This is a genomic window from Rubrivirga litoralis, assembly GCF_031846415.1.
In the GTDB taxonomy this organism is placed as follows: domain Bacteria; phylum Bacteroidota; class Rhodothermia; order Rhodothermales; family Rubricoccaceae; genus Rubrivirga; species Rubrivirga litoralis.
The window spans coordinates 1-19,741 of sequence record NZ_JAVRHT010000026.1 but is presented as its reverse complement, the minus strand read 5'-3'; the positions used below and the strand labels follow the sequence as shown (position 1 = coordinate 19,741).

21 protein-coding genes are annotated in these 19,741 nt (G+C 74.2%); 9 read left to right on the top strand and 12 right to left on the bottom strand.

All coding sequences use genetic code 11. The features are described from left to right. Nucleotides 1-128 precede the first annotated feature (128 nt). Nucleotides 129-839, top strand: coding sequence for a 4'-phosphopantetheinyl transferase family protein (locus RM540_RS11325; RefSeq protein WP_311664137.1), 711 nt, complete (start codon nucleotides 129-131; stop codon nucleotides 837-839). A gap of 33 nt (nucleotides 840-872) precedes the next feature. On the opposite strand, the gene ypfJ is transcribed toward RM540_RS11325, so the two are convergent. From ypfJ to RM540_RS11310, 3 genes are all read right to left on the bottom strand, one after another. Continuing rightward, nucleotides 873-1,673 (bottom strand): KPN_02809 family neutral zinc metallopeptidase, encoded by an 801-nt coding sequence (gene ypfJ, locus RM540_RS11320; protein WP_311664135.1) that lies wholly within the window; start codon nucleotides 1,671-1,673, stop codon nucleotides 873-875. Between the two features lie 128 nt (nucleotides 1,674-1,801). Continuing rightward, nucleotides 1,802-3,718, bottom strand: a complete 1,917-nt coding sequence (thiC, locus tag RM540_RS11315) for a phosphomethylpyrimidine synthase ThiC (protein ID WP_311664133.1) — start codon at nucleotides 3,716-3,718, stop codon at nucleotides 1,802-1,804. 214 nt (nucleotides 3,719-3,932) lie between these two features. Beyond that, complete coding sequence (locus RM540_RS11310) at nucleotides 3,933-4,454, bottom strand: TrmH family RNA methyltransferase (protein ID WP_311664131.1); 522 nt, start codon at nucleotides 4,452-4,454, stop codon at nucleotides 3,933-3,935. Nucleotides 4,455-4,537: 83 nt separating this feature from the next. Here RM540_RS11310 and RM540_RS11305 point away from each other — a divergent pair, with 83 nt between their 5' ends. Together RM540_RS11305 and RM540_RS11300 are read left to right on the top strand one after the other, a co-directional pair. Further along, nucleotides 4,538-5,137: a hypothetical protein gene (locus tag RM540_RS11305; protein ID WP_311664129.1), complete on the top strand. Its 600-nt coding sequence runs from the start codon at nucleotides 4,538-4,540 to the stop codon at nucleotides 5,135-5,137. A 237-nt stretch (nucleotides 5,138-5,374) separates the two neighbouring features. Beyond that, the gene (locus RM540_RS11300; protein WP_311664127.1) at nucleotides 5,375-5,557 is read left to right on the top strand and encodes a hypothetical protein; all 183 of its coding nucleotides are present in this window, start codon (nucleotides 5,375-5,377) and stop codon (nucleotides 5,555-5,557) included. 117 nt (nucleotides 5,558-5,674) lie between these two features. On the opposite strand, the gene RM540_RS11295 is transcribed toward RM540_RS11300, so the two are convergent. From RM540_RS11295 to RM540_RS11270, 6 genes are all read right to left on the bottom strand, one after another. Further along, on the bottom strand, nucleotides 5,675-6,406 hold the full coding sequence (locus tag RM540_RS11295) for a DUF981 family protein (protein ID WP_311664125.1): 732 nt from the start codon (nucleotides 6,404-6,406) through the stop codon (nucleotides 5,675-5,677). Between the two features lie 169 nt (nucleotides 6,407-6,575). Beyond that, the gene (locus tag RM540_RS11290; RefSeq protein WP_311664123.1) at nucleotides 6,576-7,313 is read right to left on the bottom strand and encodes a YoaK family protein; all 738 of its coding nucleotides are present in this window, start codon (nucleotides 7,311-7,313) and stop codon (nucleotides 6,576-6,578) included. Between the two features lie 28 nt (nucleotides 7,314-7,341). After that, nucleotides 7,342-7,842 carry a TspO/MBR family protein gene (locus RM540_RS11285; RefSeq protein WP_311664121.1) on the bottom strand — a complete coding sequence of 167 codons (501 nt, stop codon included), beginning with the start codon at nucleotides 7,840-7,842 and terminating at the stop codon, nucleotides 7,342-7,344. Between the two features lie 197 nt (nucleotides 7,843-8,039). Next, the gene (locus RM540_RS11280) at nucleotides 8,040-8,342 is read right to left on the bottom strand and encodes a hypothetical protein (RefSeq protein WP_311664119.1); all 303 of its coding nucleotides are present in this window, start codon (nucleotides 8,340-8,342) and stop codon (nucleotides 8,040-8,042) included. 166 nt (nucleotides 8,343-8,508) lie between these two features. After that, on the bottom strand, nucleotides 8,509-8,949 hold the full coding sequence (locus tag RM540_RS11275; protein ID WP_311664117.1) for a hypothetical protein: 441 nt from the start codon (nucleotides 8,947-8,949) through the stop codon (nucleotides 8,509-8,511). 104 nt (nucleotides 8,950-9,053) lie between these two features. Continuing rightward, on the bottom strand, nucleotides 9,054-10,898 hold the full coding sequence (locus RM540_RS11270; protein ID WP_311664115.1) for a thiamine pyrophosphate-requiring protein: 1,845 nt from the start codon (nucleotides 10,896-10,898) through the stop codon (nucleotides 9,054-9,056). A gap of 488 nt (nucleotides 10,899-11,386) precedes the next feature. On the opposite strand from RM540_RS11270, the gene RM540_RS11265 reads away from it, so the two are divergent. Next, nucleotides 11,387-13,894, top strand: coding sequence for a zinc-dependent metalloprotease (locus RM540_RS11265; RefSeq protein WP_311664113.1), 2,508 nt, complete (start codon nucleotides 11,387-11,389; stop codon nucleotides 13,892-13,894). A 20-nt stretch (nucleotides 13,895-13,914) separates the two neighbouring features. On the opposite strand, the gene RM540_RS11260 is transcribed toward RM540_RS11265, so the two are convergent. From RM540_RS11260 to RM540_RS11250, 3 genes are read right to left on the bottom strand one after another with little or no spacing between them, the layout of a single operon-like run. Beyond that, nucleotides 13,915-14,403, bottom strand: coding sequence for a PIN domain-containing protein (locus RM540_RS11260; RefSeq protein WP_311664111.1), 489 nt, complete (start codon nucleotides 14,401-14,403; stop codon nucleotides 13,915-13,917). Then, nucleotides 14,404-14,658, bottom strand: coding sequence for a UPF0175 family protein (locus RM540_RS11255; RefSeq protein ID WP_311664109.1), 255 nt, complete (start codon nucleotides 14,656-14,658; stop codon nucleotides 14,404-14,406). A 55-nt stretch (nucleotides 14,659-14,713) separates the two neighbouring features. Continuing rightward, on the bottom strand, nucleotides 14,714-15,274 hold the full coding sequence (locus tag RM540_RS11250; RefSeq protein WP_311664107.1) for a DUF3833 family protein: 561 nt from the start codon (nucleotides 15,272-15,274) through the stop codon (nucleotides 14,714-14,716). Nucleotides 15,275-15,435: 161 nt separating this feature from the next. Between RM540_RS11250 and RM540_RS11245 the strand changes: the two genes are divergently transcribed. The 5 genes from RM540_RS11245 to RM540_RS11225 all read left to right on the top strand — a co-directional run. Next, nucleotides 15,436-16,719 (top strand): dihydroorotase, encoded by a 1,284-nt coding sequence (locus tag RM540_RS11245; RefSeq protein ID WP_311664105.1) that lies wholly within the window; start codon nucleotides 15,436-15,438, stop codon nucleotides 16,717-16,719. A gap of 88 nt (nucleotides 16,720-16,807) precedes the next feature. Further along, nucleotides 16,808-17,065, top strand: coding sequence for a DUF4160 domain-containing protein (locus RM540_RS11240; protein ID WP_311664103.1), 258 nt, complete (start codon nucleotides 16,808-16,810; stop codon nucleotides 17,063-17,065). Between the two features lie 11 nt (nucleotides 17,066-17,076). Further along, complete coding sequence (locus tag RM540_RS11235) at nucleotides 17,077-17,346, top strand: DUF2442 domain-containing protein (RefSeq protein ID WP_311664101.1); 270 nt, start codon at nucleotides 17,077-17,079, stop codon at nucleotides 17,344-17,346. A 46-nt stretch (nucleotides 17,347-17,392) separates the two neighbouring features. Further along, nucleotides 17,393-17,917, top strand: coding sequence for an O-acetyl-ADP-ribose deacetylase (locus RM540_RS11230; RefSeq protein WP_311664099.1), 525 nt, complete (start codon nucleotides 17,393-17,395; stop codon nucleotides 17,915-17,917). A 131-nt stretch (nucleotides 17,918-18,048) separates the two neighbouring features. Beyond that, nucleotides 18,049-19,741, top strand: a 1,693-nt coding sequence (locus tag RM540_RS11225; RefSeq protein ID WP_311664097.1) for an aminotransferase class V-fold PLP-dependent enzyme, incomplete at its 3' end; no start/stop codon positions are given.

Below are 19,741 nucleotides of genomic sequence, written 5' to 3'. Positions count from 1 at the left end.
GCCGTAGTGCGTCGGTACCAGTCCGACAGCGGTTTCCCCGTCGGGCCGTGTAGTGGACTTCCCCAGTGGCTCCGTACTCTCTTCCTGCTCCAGACGGTCCCGCCCGTGCGAATAACTTTCAGTCAGGGTTGAAAACGTTCCGGCGCGGCCTCCCATCCGGCGTCGAGGTCGCCCTCGCCGGGGGCGGGGCGGACCCCGACGCGCTCTCGGCCGCCGAGCGCGCGCGGGCTGCCGCGTTCGGGAGCGCCGACCGCCGGCTCCGCTTCGCGCTCGGCCGCGAGGCCCTGCGCAGGCTCGCCGCCGGCCGCCTGGGCTGCGCCCCGCCCGACGTCCCGCTCGTCGTCGGCCCGGACGGCGCCCCGCGCCTCGACCTCTCGCGCCTCGACCTCGCGCACGACGGCGCCCCGCCCGCTCCGCCCGCGTTCGTGTCCATCGCCCACGCCGGGCGGGGCGGGGCGGCAGTCGGCGCGGCGGCCCTCGCCGACCGCCCGGTCGGCGTCGACGTCGAGGCGGTGGCCCCGCGCCACCCCGCCCTGTGGCGGCGCATGCTCCGCGACGACGAGCTGGGCGCGCTCGACGCCCTGGGCGGCCCGACCGACGAGGCGCAGACGCTCTTGTGGTCGATGAAGGAGGCCGTCCTCAAGGGGCAGCGGACGGGGCTGCGCGCCGGCGCCCGGTCGGTCCGCCTGACGCTGGACCGCCCCGCCCCGGCTGCCGCGAGCGGGGCGGCGCGGGCCTGGGCCGAGGCCTCCGGGCCGTGGCGGCTCCGCTACGGCCGCGTCGGCGGCCTGTGGCTGGTCGTGGCGTGGGCCGAGGGCGGGGCGGCGCCTCCCGCGTGACGCCGAGGGCGGGGCGGCCGCTGGCGGGGCGGACTACCGGAAGCACACGGCGTAGTCGCCGCCCTGGTAGCCGGCCAGGAACGCCTCGGCGCGCTGGCGCGACGAGCCGTGCGTGAACGACTCGGGCCGGACGACGCCGCCGGCCCGCTCCTGGAGGCGGTCGTCGCCGACGGCGGCGGCGGCCGATATGCCCTCCTCAATGTCGGCGTCGTCGAGCGTGACCGCCCCGCCCTCGTCCTGGGCGTAGTGCGCCCAGACGCCGGCGAGGCAGTCGGCCTGGAGCTCGGTCTGGACCGACATGGCGTTCGAGCGCGACCGGCCCAGGAGCCCCTCGACGTTCTGGACGTGGTGGCCGACCTCGTGGGCGATGACGTAGGCGAGCGGGAAGTCGCCCCGCGCGCCGAGCGCCGCGAGCTGGCGGAAAAACGAGAGGTCGAGGTACACCGTCTGGTCGGACGGGCAGTAGAACGGCCCCGTCGCCGCCTGCCCGTAGCCGCACCCGGTCGGCGTGGCGCCCTCGTAGAGGACGAGGTTGGGCTCGGGGTAGACGTCGCCGGTCTGGCGGTAGAGGGCGCCCCAGACGTCCTCGGTCGAGGCGAGCACGGCGTCGACGACCTGCGAGGCCTCGTCCTGCGGCGCGCTCGGCGTCGTCTCGACCGGCCCCGTCGCCGCCCCGCCCCCGCCGAGGAACTGGTCGACGGGGAGCCCGAAAAAGGCCGCGATGAGGACCACCACCAGGCCGCCCAGCCCGAGGCCGACCCGCCCGCCGCGCCCGCCCCGCCCCCCGCGGCGGTCGATGAGGTTGCCGCTCGAACGGCCGGGTTTGATGAGCATGGGCGGGGCGGGGCGGGTGGAAGGGGAGCGGAAACTTAGCGCGAGCGCCGCCCCGTCCGGGACGTCCCGCCTGGAGTTGTCCCACCCCGCCCGGGCCGCCCCGCCCGCACACGCCGCGGGCGGGGTGGTCAGGCGCGGGGGTAGAGCGTGCCGCCGCCGGCCGCGAACTCCCCGGCCTTCTCGCGCATCCCCTCGGGGATGGCCGCCTCGACGTCGACCCCGTGCGCGGCCGCGTAGTCGCGGACGTCCTGGGTGATCTTCATCGAGCAGAACTTCGGCCCGCACATCGAGCAGAAGTGGGCCACCTTTGCCGAGTCCTTCGGGAGCGTCTCGTCGTGGAAGGCGCAGGCCCGCTCCGGGTCGAGGCCCAGGTTGAACTGGTCCTGCCAGCGGAACTCGAACCGGGCCTTCGAGAGCGCGTTGTCGCGGGCCTGCGCGCCCGGGTGGCCCTTGGCGAGGTCGGCCGCGTGCGCCGCGATCTTGTACGTGATGACCCCCTCGCGGACGTCGTCGCGGTCTGGCAGCCCGAGGTGCTCCTTCGGCGTCACGTAGCACAGCATGGAGCACCCGAACCACCCGATCATGGCGGCGCCGATCCCCGACGTGATGTGGTCGTAGCCCGGAGCGATGTCGGTCGTCAGCGGCCCCAAGGTGTAGAACGGGGCCTCCCCGCACCAGTCGAGCTGCTTCTGCATGTTCTCCTGGATCAGGTGCATCGGGACGTGGCCCGGCCCCTCGTTCATGACCTGGACGTCGTGCGCCCACGCCCGCTTCGTCAGCTCGCCCTGCACGTAGAGCTCGGCGAACTGGGCGTCGTCGTTGGCGTCCTCGATCGAGCCCGGCCGGAGCCCGTCCCCGATGGAGAACGAGACGTCGTAGGCTGCGCAGATCTCGCAGATCTCGTCCCAGTGCGTGTAGAGGAAGCTTTCGCGGTGGTGGGCGAGGCACCACTTGGCCATGATCGAGCCGCCCCGCGAGACGATCCCCGTCCGCCGCCCCGCCGTCAGCGGGACGAACCGGAGGAGGACGCCGGCGTGGATCGTGACGTAGTCCACGCCCTGCTCGGCCTGCTCGACGAGCGTGTCGCGGAACAGGTCCCACGTGAGGTCCTCGGGCGTGCCGCCGACCTTCTCGAGGGCTTGGTAGATGGGGACCGTCCCGATCGGGACCGGGCTGTTCCGGAGGATCCACTCGCGCGTCTCGTGGATGTGCTTCCCGGTCGAGAGGTCCATGACCGTATCGGCCCCCCACCGGATGGCCCACGTCAGCTTGTCCACCTCCTCGGCGATACTCGACGTGACGGCCGAGTTGCCCATGTTGGCGTTGATCTTGACGAGGAAGTTCCGGCCGATCGCCATCGGCTCGAGCTCCGGGTGGTTCACGTTGGCCGGGATAATGGCCCGGCCGCGGGCGACCTCGTCGCGGACCCACTCGGGCGTGATCTCGCGCGGGATGGCGGCGCCGAAGGCGTGGCCGGCGTGCTGCTGGAACAGGGCGGGGTGGGACTCGCGGAGGGCGCCGAGCCGCTGGCCTTCGCGGATGGCCACGAACTCCATCTCGGGCGTGACCTCGCCCCGCCGGGCGTAGTGGAGCTGCGTCACCGTCCGCCCCGCCCGGGCGCGGCGGGGCGGGCGGACGTGCTCGAACCGGAGGTGAGCCGTCGCGGCGTCGGCGGCCCGCTCGCGGCCGAACGCGCTCGACGGATCCCCGAGCCGCTCCGTGTCGCCGCGCTCCTCGACCCACGCGCCCCGCACGCTCGGGAGGCCGCGCCGGAGGTCGATCGGGACGTCAGGGTCGGTGTACGGCCCGGAAGCGTCGTACACCGGGAACGCGGGGTTCTCCTCGACGCCGAAGCTGGCCGGCGTGTCCGCCTGCGCGACGAGCCGCATCGGCACGCGGAGGTCGGGGCGGGAGCCCTCGACGTAGACCTTGCGCGAGCCGGGGAGCGGGCGTCGGACCTCGTCCGAGAGCTCCTCGATGCGGGCGTGGGTGGCGGCGTCGGCGGCGCGGCGGGCCGAGGCGGCGGGCGGGGTGGCGAGGTCCATGGCGGCGGTCCAGAGGTGAGGGGGTCTGGAAGCCGGGGGTGCCGCCGGGCACGACCGGAAGCTCTCCCTACGCCGGTGCGAACCGGATCAGGTGCGGAGGGTCTGTCTCAGCCGCCCGGCCCGCGCGCGGCGGGAGCGGGGCGGCACCCCTGGCTTCGGCCGTCAAGGTACGCCGCCCCGCCGGCAAGGGGCTACGCACGCCCCGCCCGCTCGGTCAACGGGAGGTGGCCCTCTCGGGCGGTCCGCCTTCGCCGCGCCCGACCTCTTGGTACCGCTCGACGAGCCGGTAGGCCGCGGCCCCGAACGCGACGGCCACGTTCAGCGACGCCTTCGCGCCGTACTGCGGGAGCCCGACGACGAGGTCGGCCGCGTCCAGCACGTAGCGCGGCACGCCCGTTTTCTCGTTGCCCAGGACCAGCGCGAGCGGGAACGCCGAGGCCGGCACGTCGCCCGGCGCCACGGCCTCTGGCGTCCGTTCGAGGGCGGCGACGGCGAAGCCCTCGGCGCGGAGCGCGGCGAACGCGTCCTCGGCCGTGTCGTAGCGCTCCCACGGCACGGCGCCCTCGGCGCCCAGCGCCGTCTTGGCCACGCCGCGGTGCGCGGGCGTCGGCGTGAACCCGGTGAGGACGACGCGGGCGAGGCCCGCCGAGTCGGCCGTGCGGAACACGGCGCCGACGTTGTACGCCGAGCGCACGTCGTGGACGACGACGACGAGGGGGTGGGGGAGCGGGACCACGGAGTCGGGGGCGGGGCGGGCGCCGAGGCCGGCACGGTTGTCGCTCGGTTAGTATGCACGCTCCCCGCACCCCACGCCCGCCCATGCCCCGAACGGTCCCGTTCTTCGTCGCCCTCCTCGCCGCGCTCCTCGTCGCGCCGGGCTGCACGACGATCCAGCAGCTCGCCGCGCTCCGCCAGGTCCAGTTCGACCTCGACCGCGTGTCGAACGGGCTCGTCGCCGGCGTCGACCTCGACCGGATCGCCCGGGGCGGCGACCTCGGCCCGGCCGACCTCGCCCGGCTGGGGACGGCCGCCGCGCGCGGCGAGGTGCCGCTCCGGTTCACGCTCCACGTGGGCGCCGAGAACCCGGCCGACAACCCGGCCGCGGCCCAGCTCGTGTCGCTCGACTGGACCCTGTTCCTCGACGGCACCGAGACCGTCTCGGGTGTCTACAACGACGACCGCCTCGTCCCGCCGGGCGGGGTGGCCGACCTGCCCATCGAGATGGAGCTCGACCTCGTCCGCTTTTTCGGTCGCAACGTGGGCGACCTCACCACGCTCGTCCGCAACCTGGCCGGCGCGGACACGCGGCGCCAAACGGTCCGCCTGGAGGCGCGGCCGACGGTGTCGACGCCGGTCGGCCCCATCCGCTACCCCGGCACCATCTCGATCGACTTCCCGGTGGGCGGGGCGGGGCGGTAGCGCGCGAGCCGGAGCCGAGCACGTTTGAGGTCCCAGGGATTCCCCTGTTCGACTGGGGCGGCGCGTGCGGATATGTGCGCCAAAAGAGCACCGGGGAGTGAGGAGAGAAACGGAGAGGCCAAAGCGATTCCCCTACGGCGGCCGAATCGGCGTTTCCGTACCCTTGCAGTACACTCTCCGCTCGTTGCCCTGGCGCGCTGGGGAGACGGCTTTTTGCTCACATAACCAACTGCTACAATGAAGACCTACACCCGCCCCGCCCTTTCGGTCATCGGCGACGTCCGCACGCTCACCGCGGCGGACCAGATGTCGACCCAGACCGACTCGATCCTCGACATGGGCGCCCAGATCGGGACGAGCACCGGCTCGCTCGACGCCTGCGTCTCGCCGAACCCCGTCCCGGGCGGCACCTGCGAGTAGCTCACCCGAGCACCCGCATCCCGGCGGTCCCCGCCGGCCGAGCCCCGCGTCTCCCCGAGGCGCGGGGCTCTCGTTTGTCTGGCCTCGACGCCGAATTCGCCGCCCCGCCTCCGCGCGTCACGGCGCGTGGGGCATCGTGTTCACGATGAGGCCGATGTGGGTGAAGAAGTTGAGCGCCCCGAACAGGAGGAACACGACGCCGGCGACGGTCCACGCTGTCCCCACCACGCGGCGGACGCCTTCGCGGAACGACCACGGCAGCAGGACGGCGCCCAGCCCGACGAGCGCGTACAGGCCCGAGATGAACGTGGCCTCGATCCAGGGGTACGCCGCGAACCAGCCCGCGATGGGCTCCTCGGGCGGGGCGGCGAACAGCTGGTAGCCCACGCCGGCCGCCGCGATCCCGAACAGGCCCAGCCCCATCCCGAACACGAACACCGAGACCGGCCGGAGCACCTCGGTAAACGCCGCGCCGGGGTCCGCCTCGGCGAGCAGCCGCGGTCCGCGGGTCCACGCGTAGAACGCGACCCACAGCAGGAGCACGCCGAACGCGAGGCTGGGCTCGCCGAAGACGATGTTGTCGAACGGGAAGTACCGCGCGAGCGGCCACGTGAGCGTCATGTGGAGGCCCGTGGCCGTGAGGATCGTGCCGAGCACGGCGAACGCCATCGCGTAGCCTTCGAGCGCCCGCTCGGGGAGCGTCGAGCGGAGCAGGCGGCCGGCGCGCACGACGAGGATCAGGCCGGGGCCCGTCGCCACAGCCATGATCGTGTTGTAGGTCGGCATCTGCGTCCAGTCGATCGTGAGGCCGCCGGAGTCGCCGCTTTGGAGGAGTAGGGAGAGGAGCATGGAGAAGGAGAGGGCGGGGAGGTCGAGGCCACCCCGCCCGCGCGTCGTGAGGGGGCGGGGGCGTCCCGCGCGAGAAGAGGGCCGTAAACGTACTCTGGGGAGCATGAACGGTGCTGCGGCCGCCCCGCCCAGCTCCTCAGTCTCGGGGCAGGCGAGGGCGGGGCGGGCGCTACCCGGCGGCGGCCGGCCGCCGCCACGCCGGCCACCGGACCACCATCGCCAGCAGGACGACGATGGGGACGACCACGGCCCACGACTTCGTGACGAGGAGCACGGCCGCCGCCGCCGCCGCCCCGCCCACGTAGACGCCCCACGTGGCCGCGAGGAGCACGGCGTCCGGCGGCGGCGTCCAGCGCGGCACCGGCTCCCCGGGCGGCGCCTCGCCCACGGCACGGTCGAAGGCGAGCGTCGAGAGGCGCGTGAGCATGCCCGTGAGGTAGGTCGTCGAGATCCCCAGCACGTCGATCCGCCGGGCCGCCGCGCTTTGGACGCCCATCGCCGCCGAGGCCGCGGCGATGAGCCCCTCGCGCACGGCGGGTCCCGGCGTGGCGTCGCCGCTGAGGGTCCAGCCGGCCGCCACCACCACGAGGAGGACGATCTCGACGGTCAGCCCGCGGCGGAGCCCGCTCCGCGCGTCCCGCCCGTGCCCGACCCACGTCCCGAAGGCCGCCCCGCCCATGAAGCCGACGATCGCGAGGGCGTGCTGAAGCAGCGCCCCCCGGTCGCCGTCGACGAGCGAGATGCCGAGCAGGACCGTGTTGCCGGTCATGTTGGCGACGAACACGCGGTCGAACTGCGTGTAGCTCAGCACGTCGACGTAGCCCGCGACGGCGCTGAGTGCGAGCAGGAGGAGCCGGCGGAACCGGATCTGCCGCGCGGGGAGCGGGGCGGCGGGCGGGGTGGTCACGGGGCGGGCGCGGGGCGGCTCGTGGCGCTCAGCCGTCGAACAGCGGGTCGTCGTTGCGGCGGGCGACGCCGAGGGCGAGGTAGCTCGCGAAGCCGGTCCACGCCAGGCGCGGGAGCAGGGCGAGCGCCGCCTTTTTGTCGATCTGCGTGGCGAGCGCCGTGCTGGCCAGCGTCGTCCCGAAAAAGGCGACTGAGTCGACGGCGCCGAGGACCGGGCTGCGGAGGCCGAAAAAGGTCGGCGTAAAGGCGGCAAAGAGCCCCCAGCCGACGCCTTCGAGCGCGAGGTAGGCCCGGCGCCCGGGCGTCCCCTCGGGCGCGTTCGCCACGCGGAGGTTGCTCCAGAGCGTGGTCACGTTGTTGAGCGTCCAGGCCGGCCCGAACGCCCACGCCGGCGGCGCGCCCGGCGGCTGGTCGAGGTCCTGGTAGAACGGCTTCGAGTTCTGCCCGGTGAGGCCGAGCGCGGTCGGGGCGTTGGCGAGGAGGCCGACGGCGGCGGCCTGCCACCAGCGGTAGCGTTTGTTGGAGAACACGGGAAAGAGGGGCGTGAGAAAACGGGGCGCGGCGGGGCCGTCGGTGATCGCTCCGTCGTGGCCCGCCCCGCCCTCCTGATGGGGCAGGGTGGATCGCCGCCCCGCCCACGGCAACGGACGAGGAAACAACACGAGCGACAGGGACCTTCGGGCAGCGCCCGCCCCGCTCGGGCGGGGCGGGTGCCAGGGGCGGGGCGTCAGGCGATGGGGTCCATCACCCGGCCCAGCGCGGCCAGCATCCCGGGGTCGCGGCCGAGATACACGACGACGAGGTTGCCGCCCTCGTAGACGTTCCAGACCGGCGAGAACGCGGCCGTCGAGAGCCGGAGCGCCGCCTGCTCCATCGCCGCCTCCGACTCGAACGCGTACACGCTCAGCCGGCCGCGCCCGCCGTCGACCGAGAACGACTCGCGGTTGGTCGAGAACAGGCCGGGGTCGAACGACGCGTCGGGAAAGAGGGTGTAGCCTTGATTCTGAACGTAGCCGCGCAGGCCGGCCACGCTGGCCGTCGCGTCGGCTACGTCGGAGGCGTCCAGCGGCGGAGCCGTCGAGGCGCACCCGGCCGCGGCAGGAGGGCGAGCAGCAGGGAGAGGGGAAGGAGGCGAGGCATCGAGGGGCGGGGTGGAGGGCGCCGAGCGCGTGGCGCCCGCGTGAAAAAAATCGGGCTCACGACCGGACCCGGGACAGGTGGACGAGCGCGGCGGGCACGCACGCGCCCTGCGACCACCCCAGCGCCTCGTTCCCGCCGTACTCGCGCCCTGCGGCGAAGCCGTACGGCTCCCGCCCCGCCCCGCCCGTGTCCGCCCCGCCCCGGAGCGCGTCGAGCGCCGCGTCGAGCGCGTCGGGGGCGGGGCGGCCCGCCGCCTCTTCCAGCACGGCCGCCCACACGCCGAGCGCCGTCGCGTCGAACGGGGCGCCGTGGACCCCGCACAGCGCGTCGACCACGCCGAGCACGTAGCCCCAGCCGAACGGGGTCGCCGCGGCGCCGGCGAGCGGGCCGGTGCTCGGCGCCAGCTCGGCCAGCGTGGCCTGCTCGGACAGCAGGCGGCGGGCGTCGCGCGCCACGGCGCGGTGGGCGTCGGAGACCGTGGGCGGGGCGGTCGTCATGGGGGCGGGGGCGTCAGGCGTGGAGCGAGAGGGCGGGGTGGTGCATGGCCGCTCGCGGGCGGCGGCGGGCGCCGGGGGCGGGGCGGTCTCCCCCTCGGCGCGCGTCACGCGTCGTCGTCGTCGTCGCCGAGGTGGAGGGCCTCCTTGACCTCGGCGGCCTTCTGGGTCACGAGCGCCTTGGCCGAGCTTTTGACCACGTCCCACTCGTCGGGGTCGCCCTTGAGGAGCGCCTCGGCCATGTTCGCGGCGAACTTGAACGAGATGTGGGGCGGCAGCGGCGGCACGTTCTTGTCCGTGTGCACGTCGAGGACCGTCACGCCGTCGTGGGCGAACGCGGCGTCCCACGCCTCGCCGACCTTGGACGGGTCGGTCACCTTGAGGCCCTGGAACCCGAGCGTCTCGGCGAAGGCCGCGTAGTCCATCGACTCGACGGCCTGCGAGCCGGTCCAGCGCGGGTTGCCGTCCTCGGTCCGCATCTCCCACGAGACCTGCGTGAGGTCGTCGTTGTGGAGCACCAGGACGACGAGCTGCTTGTTCTCCCACAGGTGCTGGTACTTCTTGACCGTGATGAGCTCGTTCATCCCCAGCATCTGGAAGGCGCCGTCGCCGATCGTGCACACGACGGGCCGGCCGGGGAGCGCGAACTTGGCGGCGACGGCGTAGGGCATGGCCGCGAGCATCGTCGCGAGCCGCCCCGAGAGGTCGCCGCGCATCCCGCGCTTGAGGCGGACGTGGTGGCCGTACCAGTCGGCCGTCGAGCCGGCGTCGCACGTGACGACGGCGCCCGCGGGCAGCCGCTCGTTCATCTCGTGGAACACTTGGCGCGGGTTGATGGGCTCGGCCTCGTTCTGGGCCAGGGCCGCCAGCACGCCCTCCCACTCCCGCATCCGCTCGGCCGTCGTGTCCTGGAACGACGTGTCGGCCGTCTGCTCGACGAGCGGGAGGAGCGCCTGGAGCGTCGTCTTGGCGTCGCCCCAGAGGGTGACCTCCATCGGGTAGCGGACGCCGAGCTGGCTCGGCCGGAGGTCGATCTGGACGCCCCGCGCCTGGCCGGTCGCCGGGAGGTAGCCGCCGTACGGGTAGTTCGACCCGATCATGAGGAGCGTGTCGCACTCCTGCATCATCTTGTAGCTGGGGAGCGTGCCCAGGAGCCCCAGCTGCTCCGTGTTGTAGGGGACGTCACCCGGGACCACGTCCTTGCCGCGGAGGGCCGTCGTGATGCCGGCTCCGGTCTTCTCGGCGAGCGCCAGCACCTCGTCGGTCGCGCCGAGCGCGCCGGCGCCGACGAGGAAGGCCACCTTCTTACCCGCGTTGAGGACGTCGGCCGCGCGCCGGAGCTCGTCCGGGGGCGGGGCGATGGCCGTCGAGGTCGGGGCCGAGCTGCTCCGCGAGACCTCCATCCTCTGCGGCGGCTCCTCGCGCGTCATGGCCTGCACGTCGTGGGGGATCACGATCACGCATGGCTGGCGGTGCGTGAGGGCCGTCCGGCACGCCCGGTCGACGACGACCTGGGCCTGCTCCGGCGTCACGATCGTCTGGACGTAGGCGCCCACGTCCGCGAACGTCCGCTCGAGGTTCGACTCCTGCTGGTAGCCGCTCCCCAGCGACGCCAGGTTCTGCTGGCCGATGACGGCGACGACGGGCTGGTTGTCCATCTTGGCGTCGTAGAGCCCGTTGAGCATGTGGAACGCGCCCGGGCTCGACGTCGCCGTGCACACGCCGAGCTGGCCCGTCCACTTGGCGTAGGCCGTCGCCATGAGCCCGCAGATCTCCTCGTGCGTCGGGCGGATGTAGCGGAGCGGGAGGTCGTCGTGGTCGGCCCGCGCGAGGGCGCCGTCGAAGGCGCCGATCCCGTCGCCGGGGTACCCGAAGACGGTGTCGACGCCCCACTCCATCAGGCGGTCGAGGACGAAGTCGCTGACGGTGTCGCGGGGCTGGAGAACGCTCATGTCGAGGGGGCGGGGTGGACGGGCGGAGCCGCCGTGGTCTGAGGGAGGTGCGGGCTTGAAGGGGAGCGGAGGGTGGAGGTTTCGGCCGGCGCCCCTGACCCGTCTGGGGGTCTTTCCCTGAGCCGCGCGCCCACGCCCCGCCGTCCGCGTGCCGCCCCAACCGCCCCGCCCTCGCGTCTTGTGGGCGGGGCGGGGCGGTCGCCGCCGCCACCCCGCCTGCGCGTTCAGGGGCTGAGGCCCGGCGCGGCCATCCCACACGGGGGGCGGGGCGGCGTGCCGCGCATGCGGACACCACGCGTGGTGTCCCTACGGATCCGCCCCGCCCAGAGGCCGGCCCGACGGCGTTGCATGCAACGCCGCTACGACGACCGCCCCGCCCTCACGCGGGGTGGGCGGGGTGGGGCATCTTTGGCCCGCGGCCGACTGGCGACGGGGGCGGGGCGGCCCGTACCATCCGAGCCCGCTCACCCCGCCCTCTGGGTCCGCCCGTGCGCCTCGCCCCGCTCGCCCTCGCCCTCGTTCTGTTCGCCGGCTGCGCCGGCACCCGGCCGGCCGCCGCCCCGCCCGCTTCGCAGGCCGCGAACGGGCGGGGCGGGGCGGCGAAAACGGGCGGCCCGAAGCCGTACGCCGAGGTCGTCACGGACGAGGCGGTCACGGACGCCGGCCTGTTCACGGTCCACCGGGTCGGGGAGAAACTCCTGTTCGAGGTTCCGGACTCGCTCATGGGCCGCGACCTCCTCTCGGTCGTCCGCATCGCGCAGGTGCCGGCGGACCTGGGCGGGTTCATCCCGGCCGGCGCCAAGCGCGCCGAGGGCGTGCTCCGGTGGGAGCGCGTGGGCGACCGCGTGCTCCTGCGGACCCAGTCGTACGCGGCCGTCGCCGACGAGGCGCTGCCGATCGCGCAGTCGGTCCGCGTCAACAACTTCGAGCCGGTCGTGGCCGCGTTTCCGGTCGCCGCCGTCGCGCCGGACGGCGCGGGCGTGGTCGTCGACGTGACCGACCTGTACGGGAAGGACACGCCGGCGCTGAGTGGCCTCACCGTCGCGCAGCGGACGCGGTTCAAGGTCCGCCGGCTGGACGAGGCGCGGTCGTTCGTGGACGGCGCCAAAAGCTTCCCCGAGAACGTCAACGTCCGCTACACGACGACGTACGACGCGGCCGCCCCGCCCTCGAACGCGGGCACGGGGACCGTCTCGCTCCAGATGTTCCACTCGTTCGTGCTCCTCCCGCGCGAGCCCATGACGGCGCGGCTCGCCGACGACCGCGTGGGCTATTTCACGGTCCGCCAGATCGACTACGGGCGCGACGACCAGAAGGCGGCCGAGCGCGAGTACGTCCGCCGGTGGCGGCTCGTCCCGCGCGACACGGCGGCGTACCTCCGCGGCGAGCTCGTGGAGCCCGTCGAGCCCATCGTCTACACGCTCGACCCGGCCACGCCCGAGCGCTGGCGGCCGTACTTCTGCCAGGGCGTCGAGGACTGGAACCGCTCGTTCGAGGTCGCCGGCTTCCAAAACGCCATCCGCTGCGAGATGCCGCCGGCGCCGGGCGACTCGGCGGCGTTCGACCCCGAGGACGTCCGCTACTCGATTGTCCGCTACGTGGCGTCGGAGACGCGGAACGCGACGGGGCCGAGCGTGAGCGACCCGCGGAGCGGCGAGATCATCGAGAGCGACATCATCTGGTACCACAACCACATCCGCTCGTACCGGAACCGGCTGATGATCGAGACGGGCGCGGCCAACCCGGCCGCCCGGTCGCTCCAGATCGACGAGGCGCTCATCGGCGAGACCATGCGCCAGGTGATCGCCCACGAGATCGGCCACGCGCTCGGGCTCCCCCACAACATGATCGCGTCGAGCGCCTTCCCGGTCGACAGCCTCCGCAGCCCGACGTTCACGAGCGAGTTCGGCGTGGCCCCGACGATCATGGACTACACGCGCCAGAACTACGTCGCCCAGCCCGGCGACGGCGTGACGCGGTTCGTGCGCCAGATCGGCCCGTACGACGACTACGCCATCAACTGGGCCTACCGCTGGTACCCCGACGTGGCGACGCCCGACGACGAGACGGCGACGCTCGACGCGCTCGTGGCAGCGCGCGCGGGCGACCCCGTGTACCGCTTCTCGACGGGGCGGGGCGGCTACAACCCGGACGCGCAGACCGAGGACATGGGCGACGATCCGGTCGCGGCGAGCGGCTACGCGGTCGAGAACCTGAAGCGCATGGTCCCGAACCTCGTGGCCTGGACGTCGACGCCGGGCGAGGGCTACGACGACCTGGCCGAGATCTACGGCGAGACGCTCGGCATGTGGCGGCGCTACATGGGCCACGTGGTGACGGTCGTCGGCGGCGTGCGCGAGACGCCGAAGGCGTCGGACCAGGCGGGCGTGGTGTTCGAGCCCGTAGGGCGCCAGGAGCAGGAGCGGGCGCTCGCGTTCCTGGACGCGAACGTGTTCGAGACGCCGACGTGGCTGCTCGACCCGGAGATCCTGCGCCGCATTCGGCCGACGGGCGCCGTCGACGGCCTTCGCCGCGCCCAGGTCGCGGTCCTGAACGGGCTCCTCGACCCGATGCGGCTGGGCCGGCTCGTCGAGGCCGAGGCCGTCGACGGCGGGCGGGGCGGGGCGGCGCCGTACCCGCTCGCCGCGTTCATGGACGACCTCCGCGCCGACGTGTGGGCCGAGCTCGACGCCCGCCGCCCCGCCATCGACGTGTACCGCCGGAACCTGCAGCGCGGCTACGTCGAGCGGCTCGTCGCGCTCCTCACCGAAGACGGGCCGGACCTTCCCGCGGGGCTCCGCCACCTGGGCGTCGACGTGAGCCAGTCCGACGTGCGGGCCGCCGCGCGCGGCGCGCTCCGCCGCGTCCGCGAGGGCGCCGAGGCCGGTGCGGGGCGGACGCGCGACGCGGCGACGCGCGACCACCTCCTCGACGTCGCCGCGCGCGTGGACGCGGCGTTCGACGCGGGCGGCCGGGGCGGGGCGGTGGGCGGGTAGGCCGCCCCGCCCGGGCGGGGTCAGGGAGCGGCTTCCCCAGCCTCGGCCAGCACGGCGGCAACGAGGTCGTCTCCCAGGTAGTAGCCGGCGGCGAGCAGAGCGTCCACGTACGGGCGGACTCCGGCGATGGCCCCCTCTCGTTTGGCAAGCACGAGGAGGCCGAGCGTGCCGCGCGAGCCCACGCCAAACGTCCGGGCGCACGCCCGCGCTGCCCGGTCGTCCAACACAGTCTCGGCGCTCGGGTGGTCGAGCGCGTACGAGACCACCGCGCTCTCGCCCTCGCCCAAGCCCCACGCGGCGACAGCGGGCGAGACGGGAACCGGTACGATGGGGAACGGGGAGGCGCCGAGGAGCCAGACCTTCGCGGGGTCCGCGTCGTCGCCGGCTGCGACTTCGGCGGCCACCGCTTCTGGAATCGCACCACCGATTCGGAGCCGCGCTGGGAGATCCAGAAGCCCGATCTTCCCGAGCGCGATGAGGGGAGAGGCGTCGAAGACCCAGCGCCTCATTCAGAGCGTCCGCAGCTCGTCGCGGAGGTCCTCCGAGGAGACCTGGAACGCGGAGACGCCGTATTCAGAGAGCGCGTCGTGGAACGCCTGGCGGCTGATGCCGGCCACTTCGGCCGCCTTCCCTTGGGAGATCCGGCCGCTCTCGAACCACTTGATGGCGGCCGCGAGGCGGAGCTCGCTCACGAAGTCATCGGGCGCGCTCCGGATGCTGGAGAACACGCTCTCGGGCAGGTCGAACTGGACAGTGACGGACATCTAGGTGCCGTGGGTGGAGAGATTTTACGTTTCCCGTTACCGTTGGGTCCGCCCGCTACGAGCCCGCCCCGCCCGCACACGGGACGCGCGCGTCGGTCTTCTGGATTTGCTCGTTGAGCCGCGCGACGGGGAGGGCGCCGAGAGCAAAGACCGTCGACAGGTTGAGCGCCGTCTGGCCGCCGGGTTGGAGGATCAGGCGCTGGCGCATCGAGAGGCCGCCGCCCATCGAGTAGCGGATAAACAGCTCGCCGCCCTCGACCGTAGCCGTCACCTCGCCGTCCGCGTCGGTGAGCGTCGCCGTGTAGCGGGTCGGCGTCTCGCGGCGCATCGTCCACGTCCGCTCCTCGGCCCGTCCGTCCGCGTGCGTGACGGTCTGGTCGAGCCGGAACGTCCCGTCGGGCTGCGCCTCGCCGTAGCCGACCACGCACAGGAGCTCGGGCGAGCGCAGCCGCACGTCGAGGACGCCGAGGCCGCGCGTCCAGCCGGCAAAGAACACGTCGGGCGTGAACGCCGGCGCCCCCGGCGGGCGGGGCGGGGCCGGCACGCGCGGGTGGGCCGTCAGGCAGCCGACGAGCGCGGCGGCGGCGAGGGCGGGGCGGAGGCGCGCGGTCGGCATGGGGCGGGGTGGGGGAGGGGTGCCCAACCGCGGCGGCGGCGGGAGGGTCCCGGGCGCCGCCCCGCCCGCCCGCGGTAGCTTCGGGGCCGCCCCGCCCTCACCGAGAAGGGGCGCGGAGATCGCCTCTGTGCCTCCCTCTTCTCGTCCTCGCCACCCCGCCCGTGTCCCTCGACCTCCTGATCTCCGGCGGCACCGTCCTCGACGCCGTGACCGGCGCGTCCCGCCGCGCCGACGTCCTCATCCGCGACGGGAAGATCGCCGCCGTCGGCGACGCCCTCGACGCGGGCGGGGCGGACGTGTACGACGCGGCCGGCAAGACGGTCTCGCAGGGCTGGATGGACATGCACGTCCACCTGAGGGAGCCGGGCCAGGAGCACAAGGAGACGATCCAGACCGGCGCGCGGGCGGCCGCGTGGGGCGGGTTCACGGCCGTCGCCTGCATGCCCAACACCGACCCGCCGATTGCCACGCGCGACGTGGTCGAGTTCGTCCGCAAGCGGGCCGAGGGGCTGGCCGTCGACGTCTACCCCATCGGGGCCGTCACCAAGGGCCGCCGCGGCGAGGCGCTGGCCGAGATGGCGGACATGGCCGCGGGCGGGGCGGTCGCGTTCTCCGACGACGGCTCGCCGGTCCAGCACGGCGGCCTCATGCGCCGGGCGCTCGAGTACGCGCGGACGGTCGGGCGGCCGGTCCTGGGCCACGAGGAGGACCTGACGCTCAACCCGCACGGGCACATGAACGAGGGGGCCGTCGCCACGCGGCTCGGGCTGCCCGGCATCCCCGGGCTCGCCGAGGAGGCCATGATCGCCCGCGACTGCCTGCTCGCCGAGTTCACGGGCGGCCGGTTCCACGTCTGCCACATCTCGACGGCCCGGGCCGTCGATGTCGTCCGCGAGGCGAAGCGGCGGGGCGCGCCTGTGACCGCCGAGGCGTGCCCGCACCACTGGGCGCTGACCGACGAGGCCGTCGAGACGAGTGGCTACGACACGAACACGAAGATGCACCCGCCGCTCCGCACCGCGGCCGACGTGCAGGCGATCAAGGACGGCCTGGCCGACGGCACGATCGACGCCATCGCGACGGACCACGCGCCGCATGCGGCCTTCGAGAAGGAGGTCGAGTTTATCGAGGCCCCGTTCGGCATCCTCGGCCTCGAAACCTGCTGGGGCCTGACGGTCCGCGACCTCGTGCGGCCCGGCGTGCTCACGCTGGCCCAGGTCGTCCACAAGCTGGCCGTGGCGCCGCGCGAGATCCTCGGCCTCGACGTGCCGACGTTCGACGTGGGCGGGGCGGCCAACCTGACCGTCTTCGACGACACGACGGAGTGGACGTTCGGGCGCGAGCACGTCCGGTCGAAGTCGCACAACACGCCGTTCGTGGGGAGCCCGATGGTCGGGCGCGCGTGGGCCGTCGTGAACAACGGGCAGCTCGTGGAGGCGGACTGAGCGGGGCGGGGCGGAGGCCCGCGGCGGCCGCCCCGCCCTCAGTCAAGGGCGCGGTACGTTCGGGTCCCTCGTACCGCCCAGCGTCGCGTTGCCCACCGTCTCCCGCTTCTTCGGCATCGTCGTCTTCCTCAACTACCGCGACCACCCCCCGCCCCACTTCCACGTCCGCTACGGCGAAGACGAGGTGACGGTCGAGATTGGGGGCGGCGCTGTAACGGGGCGGATGTCGAAGCGGGCGCTCCGGCTCGTGCTCGAATGGGCGGCGCTCCACGAGGACGAGCTGATGCGGAACTGGGACCTCGCCCGAGCACGTAAGCCGCTGGAACCGATCGAGCCGCTGACCTGATTCCCGAACCGATGCCGTACCCCTTCCTTCACGTCGTGAGCGTCGAGCACCTGGGCGGCTACCGGCTCGCAGTCTCGTTCACGGACGGGACCGAGCGGGAAGTGGACCTCAGCGGCGAGCTGGACGGGGAGGTGTTCGCGCCGTTGCGGGACGAGTCCGCGTTTGCCGAGGTGTACGTGGACGCCGAGACGGGGACGGTCGCGTGGCCGAACGGGGCCGACCTCGCCCCGGAGTTTTTGCGGGACGTCGGCCGGGAGGTGGCGCCGGCCGTCACGCGCTAATCCGTCCCCACGCGCGGCGCCGCCCCGCCCCCATTTGTCCCCGCCCATGCCCGCCCTCTCCGTCGTCCAGGCCGACATCACCACGCTCGACGTCGACGCCGTCGTCAACGCGGCCAACGAGCGGATGCTCGGCGGCGGCGGCGTCGACGGCGCCATCCACCGCGCGGCCGGGCCGGAGCTGCTCGCGGCGTGCCGGGCCGTGCCCGAGGTGCGCCCGGGCGTCCGGTGCCCGACCGGCGAGGCCCGCGTCACGCCGGGGTTCCGCCTCCCCGCCCGGTTCGTGATCCATACCGTCGGCCCGGTGTGGCGGGGCGGGGCGGCCGGCGAGGCCGACCTCCTCGCCTCGTGCTACCGGAGCAGCCTCGACCTCGCGGCCGAGAGCGGGGCGTCGTCGGTCGCCTTTCCGGCCATCTCGACCGGCGTCTACGGCTACCCGCCGGCGGACGCCGCGCATGTCGCCGTCGACGCGGTGCGGGCGTGGCAGGACGCGCACGGGCCGTCGCCGCGCGTGCTCCTCGTGGGCTACGACGCCGCCTCGGCCGACGTGCTGCGCCGGGCGCTGGAGGCGTAAACGCCGCCCCGCCCCACGCGAGCTCCGACGGCGCCCGCCCCGCCCCGATCGGCCTCGGCGGGGCGTGACGGTAGCCGTCTCGGACGAACGGGCGGGGCGGCCTACCTTCCGGGACGCCCGCCGCCCCGCCCATGACCCTGCCCGCCCTCACGCCCGCCGCGCTCCGCGCCCAGACGATCGGCGCCGACGCCGTCGTCGAGACCCCGTTCGGCCGGCGCCCGCTCGTCTACGCCGACTACACGGCGTCCGGCCGCCAGCTCGCGTTCGTCGAGGACCACCTGCGCGCGCTGGCCCCGCTCTACGCCAACGCCCACACCGAGGACAGCCTGACGGGCCGGGCGGCGACCGGCCTCCTCCACGACGCCGAGGCCGCCATCAAGCGGGCCGTGAACGCCGGGCCGGGCGGGAAGGTCGTGTGCGTGGGGACCGGCTCGACGGGCGCCATCCACAAGCTCCAGGAGATCCTCGGGATCGCGATTCCGCCGGCCACGCTCGACGCCCTCGCCCCGCTCGTCCCGGGCGGGGCGGAGGCGCTCCGCGCGCGCGGGCCGGTCGTGTTCGTGGGGCCGTACGAGCACCACTCGAACGAGGTGACGTGGCGCGAGGGGCTGTGCACGGTCGTCGAGGTGCCGCTCGACGGCCGCGGCCAGGTCTGCCTCGACGCCCTCGCGGAGCGCCTGGACGACCCGCGCTGGGCGGGGCGGCCGCTCGTCGGGTCGTTCTCGGCCGGGTCGAACGTGACCGGCATCCTCGCGCCGGTCCGCGAGATCGCGCGGGCGCTCCACGCGCGCGGCGCGCTCGCGCTCTTCGACTACGCGGCGACCGGGCCGTACGTCGAGATCGACATGGCGCCCGAGGGCGACCCGGACGGGCGGATCGACGCCGTCTTCCTCTCGCCCCACAAGTTCCTCGGCGGGCCGGGCGCGTGCGGGCTCCTGGTCTTCGACGAGTCGCTCTACCGCGGCGACCTGGCGCCGACCGTCGGCGGGGGCGGGACGGTCTCGTACGTGAACGAGGCGGACCACGACTACACCGACGACGTCGAGGCGCGCGAGACGGCCGGCACGCCCGGGCTGTTCCAGACGCTCCGCGCGGCCTACGCGCTCGAAGTCAAGCGGGCCGTCGGCGTCGACGCCATCCACGACCGCGAGCGCGCGCACCTCGCCCGCGCCCTCGCCGCCTGGGCCGACGACGACCGCGTCGAGATCCTCGGCCCCCAGGCCGCCGACGTCGAGCGCCTGTCGATCGTCTCGTTCAACGTCCGCGACGGGCGGGGCGGCGTGCTCCACCCCCGGTTCGTGACGGTCCTCCTGGACGACCTCTTCGGCATCCAGAGCCGGGCGGGGTGCTCGTGCGCCGGGCCGTACGGCCACCGGCTCTTGGGGATCGGGGCCGAGGAGAGCGCCCGGTTCCGCCAGTGCATCCTGGACGGCCACCACGGGCTAAAGCCGGGGTGGGCGCGCGTCGGCCTCCACTACTCGATGGACGAGGCCGAGGTCGACTACGTGATCGACGCCGTCCGCTTCGTGGCCGCGCACGGCGCCCGCTTCCTCGCGCTCTACGACTTCGACCTGGCCGCCGGCACGTGGACGCACCGCGACGGCTGCCCCGCCGGCCTGCGGTCCGCCCCGCCCGCGTTCAGCCTGGACGCGGCCCTGGGCGGGGCGGCCTACGCTGAGTCGTGCTCGGGCGCCGAGCGCCGCGCCCTCTACGCGAGCGCGCTCGCCGACGCCCAGTCCCTCGCCCGCGACCTCCCCGCTCCGGCGGGCGGGGCGGTCCTGGAGGGCGACCTGGCGGACCTCCAGTTTTTTGCGATGCCGGGGT

Coding starts and splice junctions, on each gene's coding strand:
- ypfJ (WP_311664135.1), bottom strand. CDS start 1,673: ATGCTCATCAAACCCGGCCGTTCGAGCGGCAACCTCATCGACCGCCGC.
- thiC (WP_311664133.1), bottom strand. CDS start 3,718: ATGGACCTCGCCACCCCGCCCGCCGCCTCGGCCCGCCGCGCCGCCGAC.
- RM540_RS11305 (WP_311664129.1), top strand. CDS start 4,538: ATGCCCCGAACGGTCCCGTTCTTCGTCGCCCTCCTCGCCGCGCTCCTC.
- RM540_RS11300 (WP_311664127.1), top strand. CDS start 5,375: ATGAAGACCTACACCCGCCCCGCCCTTTCGGTCATCGGCGACGTCCGC.
- RM540_RS11295 (WP_311664125.1), bottom strand. CDS start 6,406: ATGCTCCTCTCCCTACTCCTCCAAAGCGGCGACTCCGGCGGCCTCACG.
- RM540_RS11275 (WP_311664117.1), bottom strand. CDS start 8,949: ATGACGACCGCCCCGCCCACGGTCTCCGACGCCCACCGCGCCGTGGCG.
- RM540_RS11270 (WP_311664115.1), bottom strand. CDS start 10,898: ATGAGCGTTCTCCAGCCCCGCGACACCGTCAGCGACTTCGTCCTCGAC.
- RM540_RS11260 (WP_311664111.1), bottom strand. CDS start 14,403: ATGAGGCGCTGGGTCTTCGACGCCTCTCCCCTCATCGCGCTCGGGAAG.
- RM540_RS11255 (WP_311664109.1), bottom strand. CDS start 14,658: ATGTCCGTCACTGTCCAGTTCGACCTGCCCGAGAGCGTGTTCTCCAGC.
- RM540_RS11250 (WP_311664107.1), bottom strand. CDS start 15,274: ATGCCGACCGCGCGCCTCCGCCCCGCCCTCGCCGCCGCCGCGCTCGTC.
- RM540_RS11235 (WP_311664101.1), top strand. CDS start 17,077: ATGCCGTACCCCTTCCTTCACGTCGTGAGCGTCGAGCACCTGGGCGGC.
- RM540_RS11230 (WP_311664099.1), top strand. CDS start 17,393: ATGCCCGCCCTCTCCGTCGTCCAGGCCGACATCACCACGCTCGACGTC.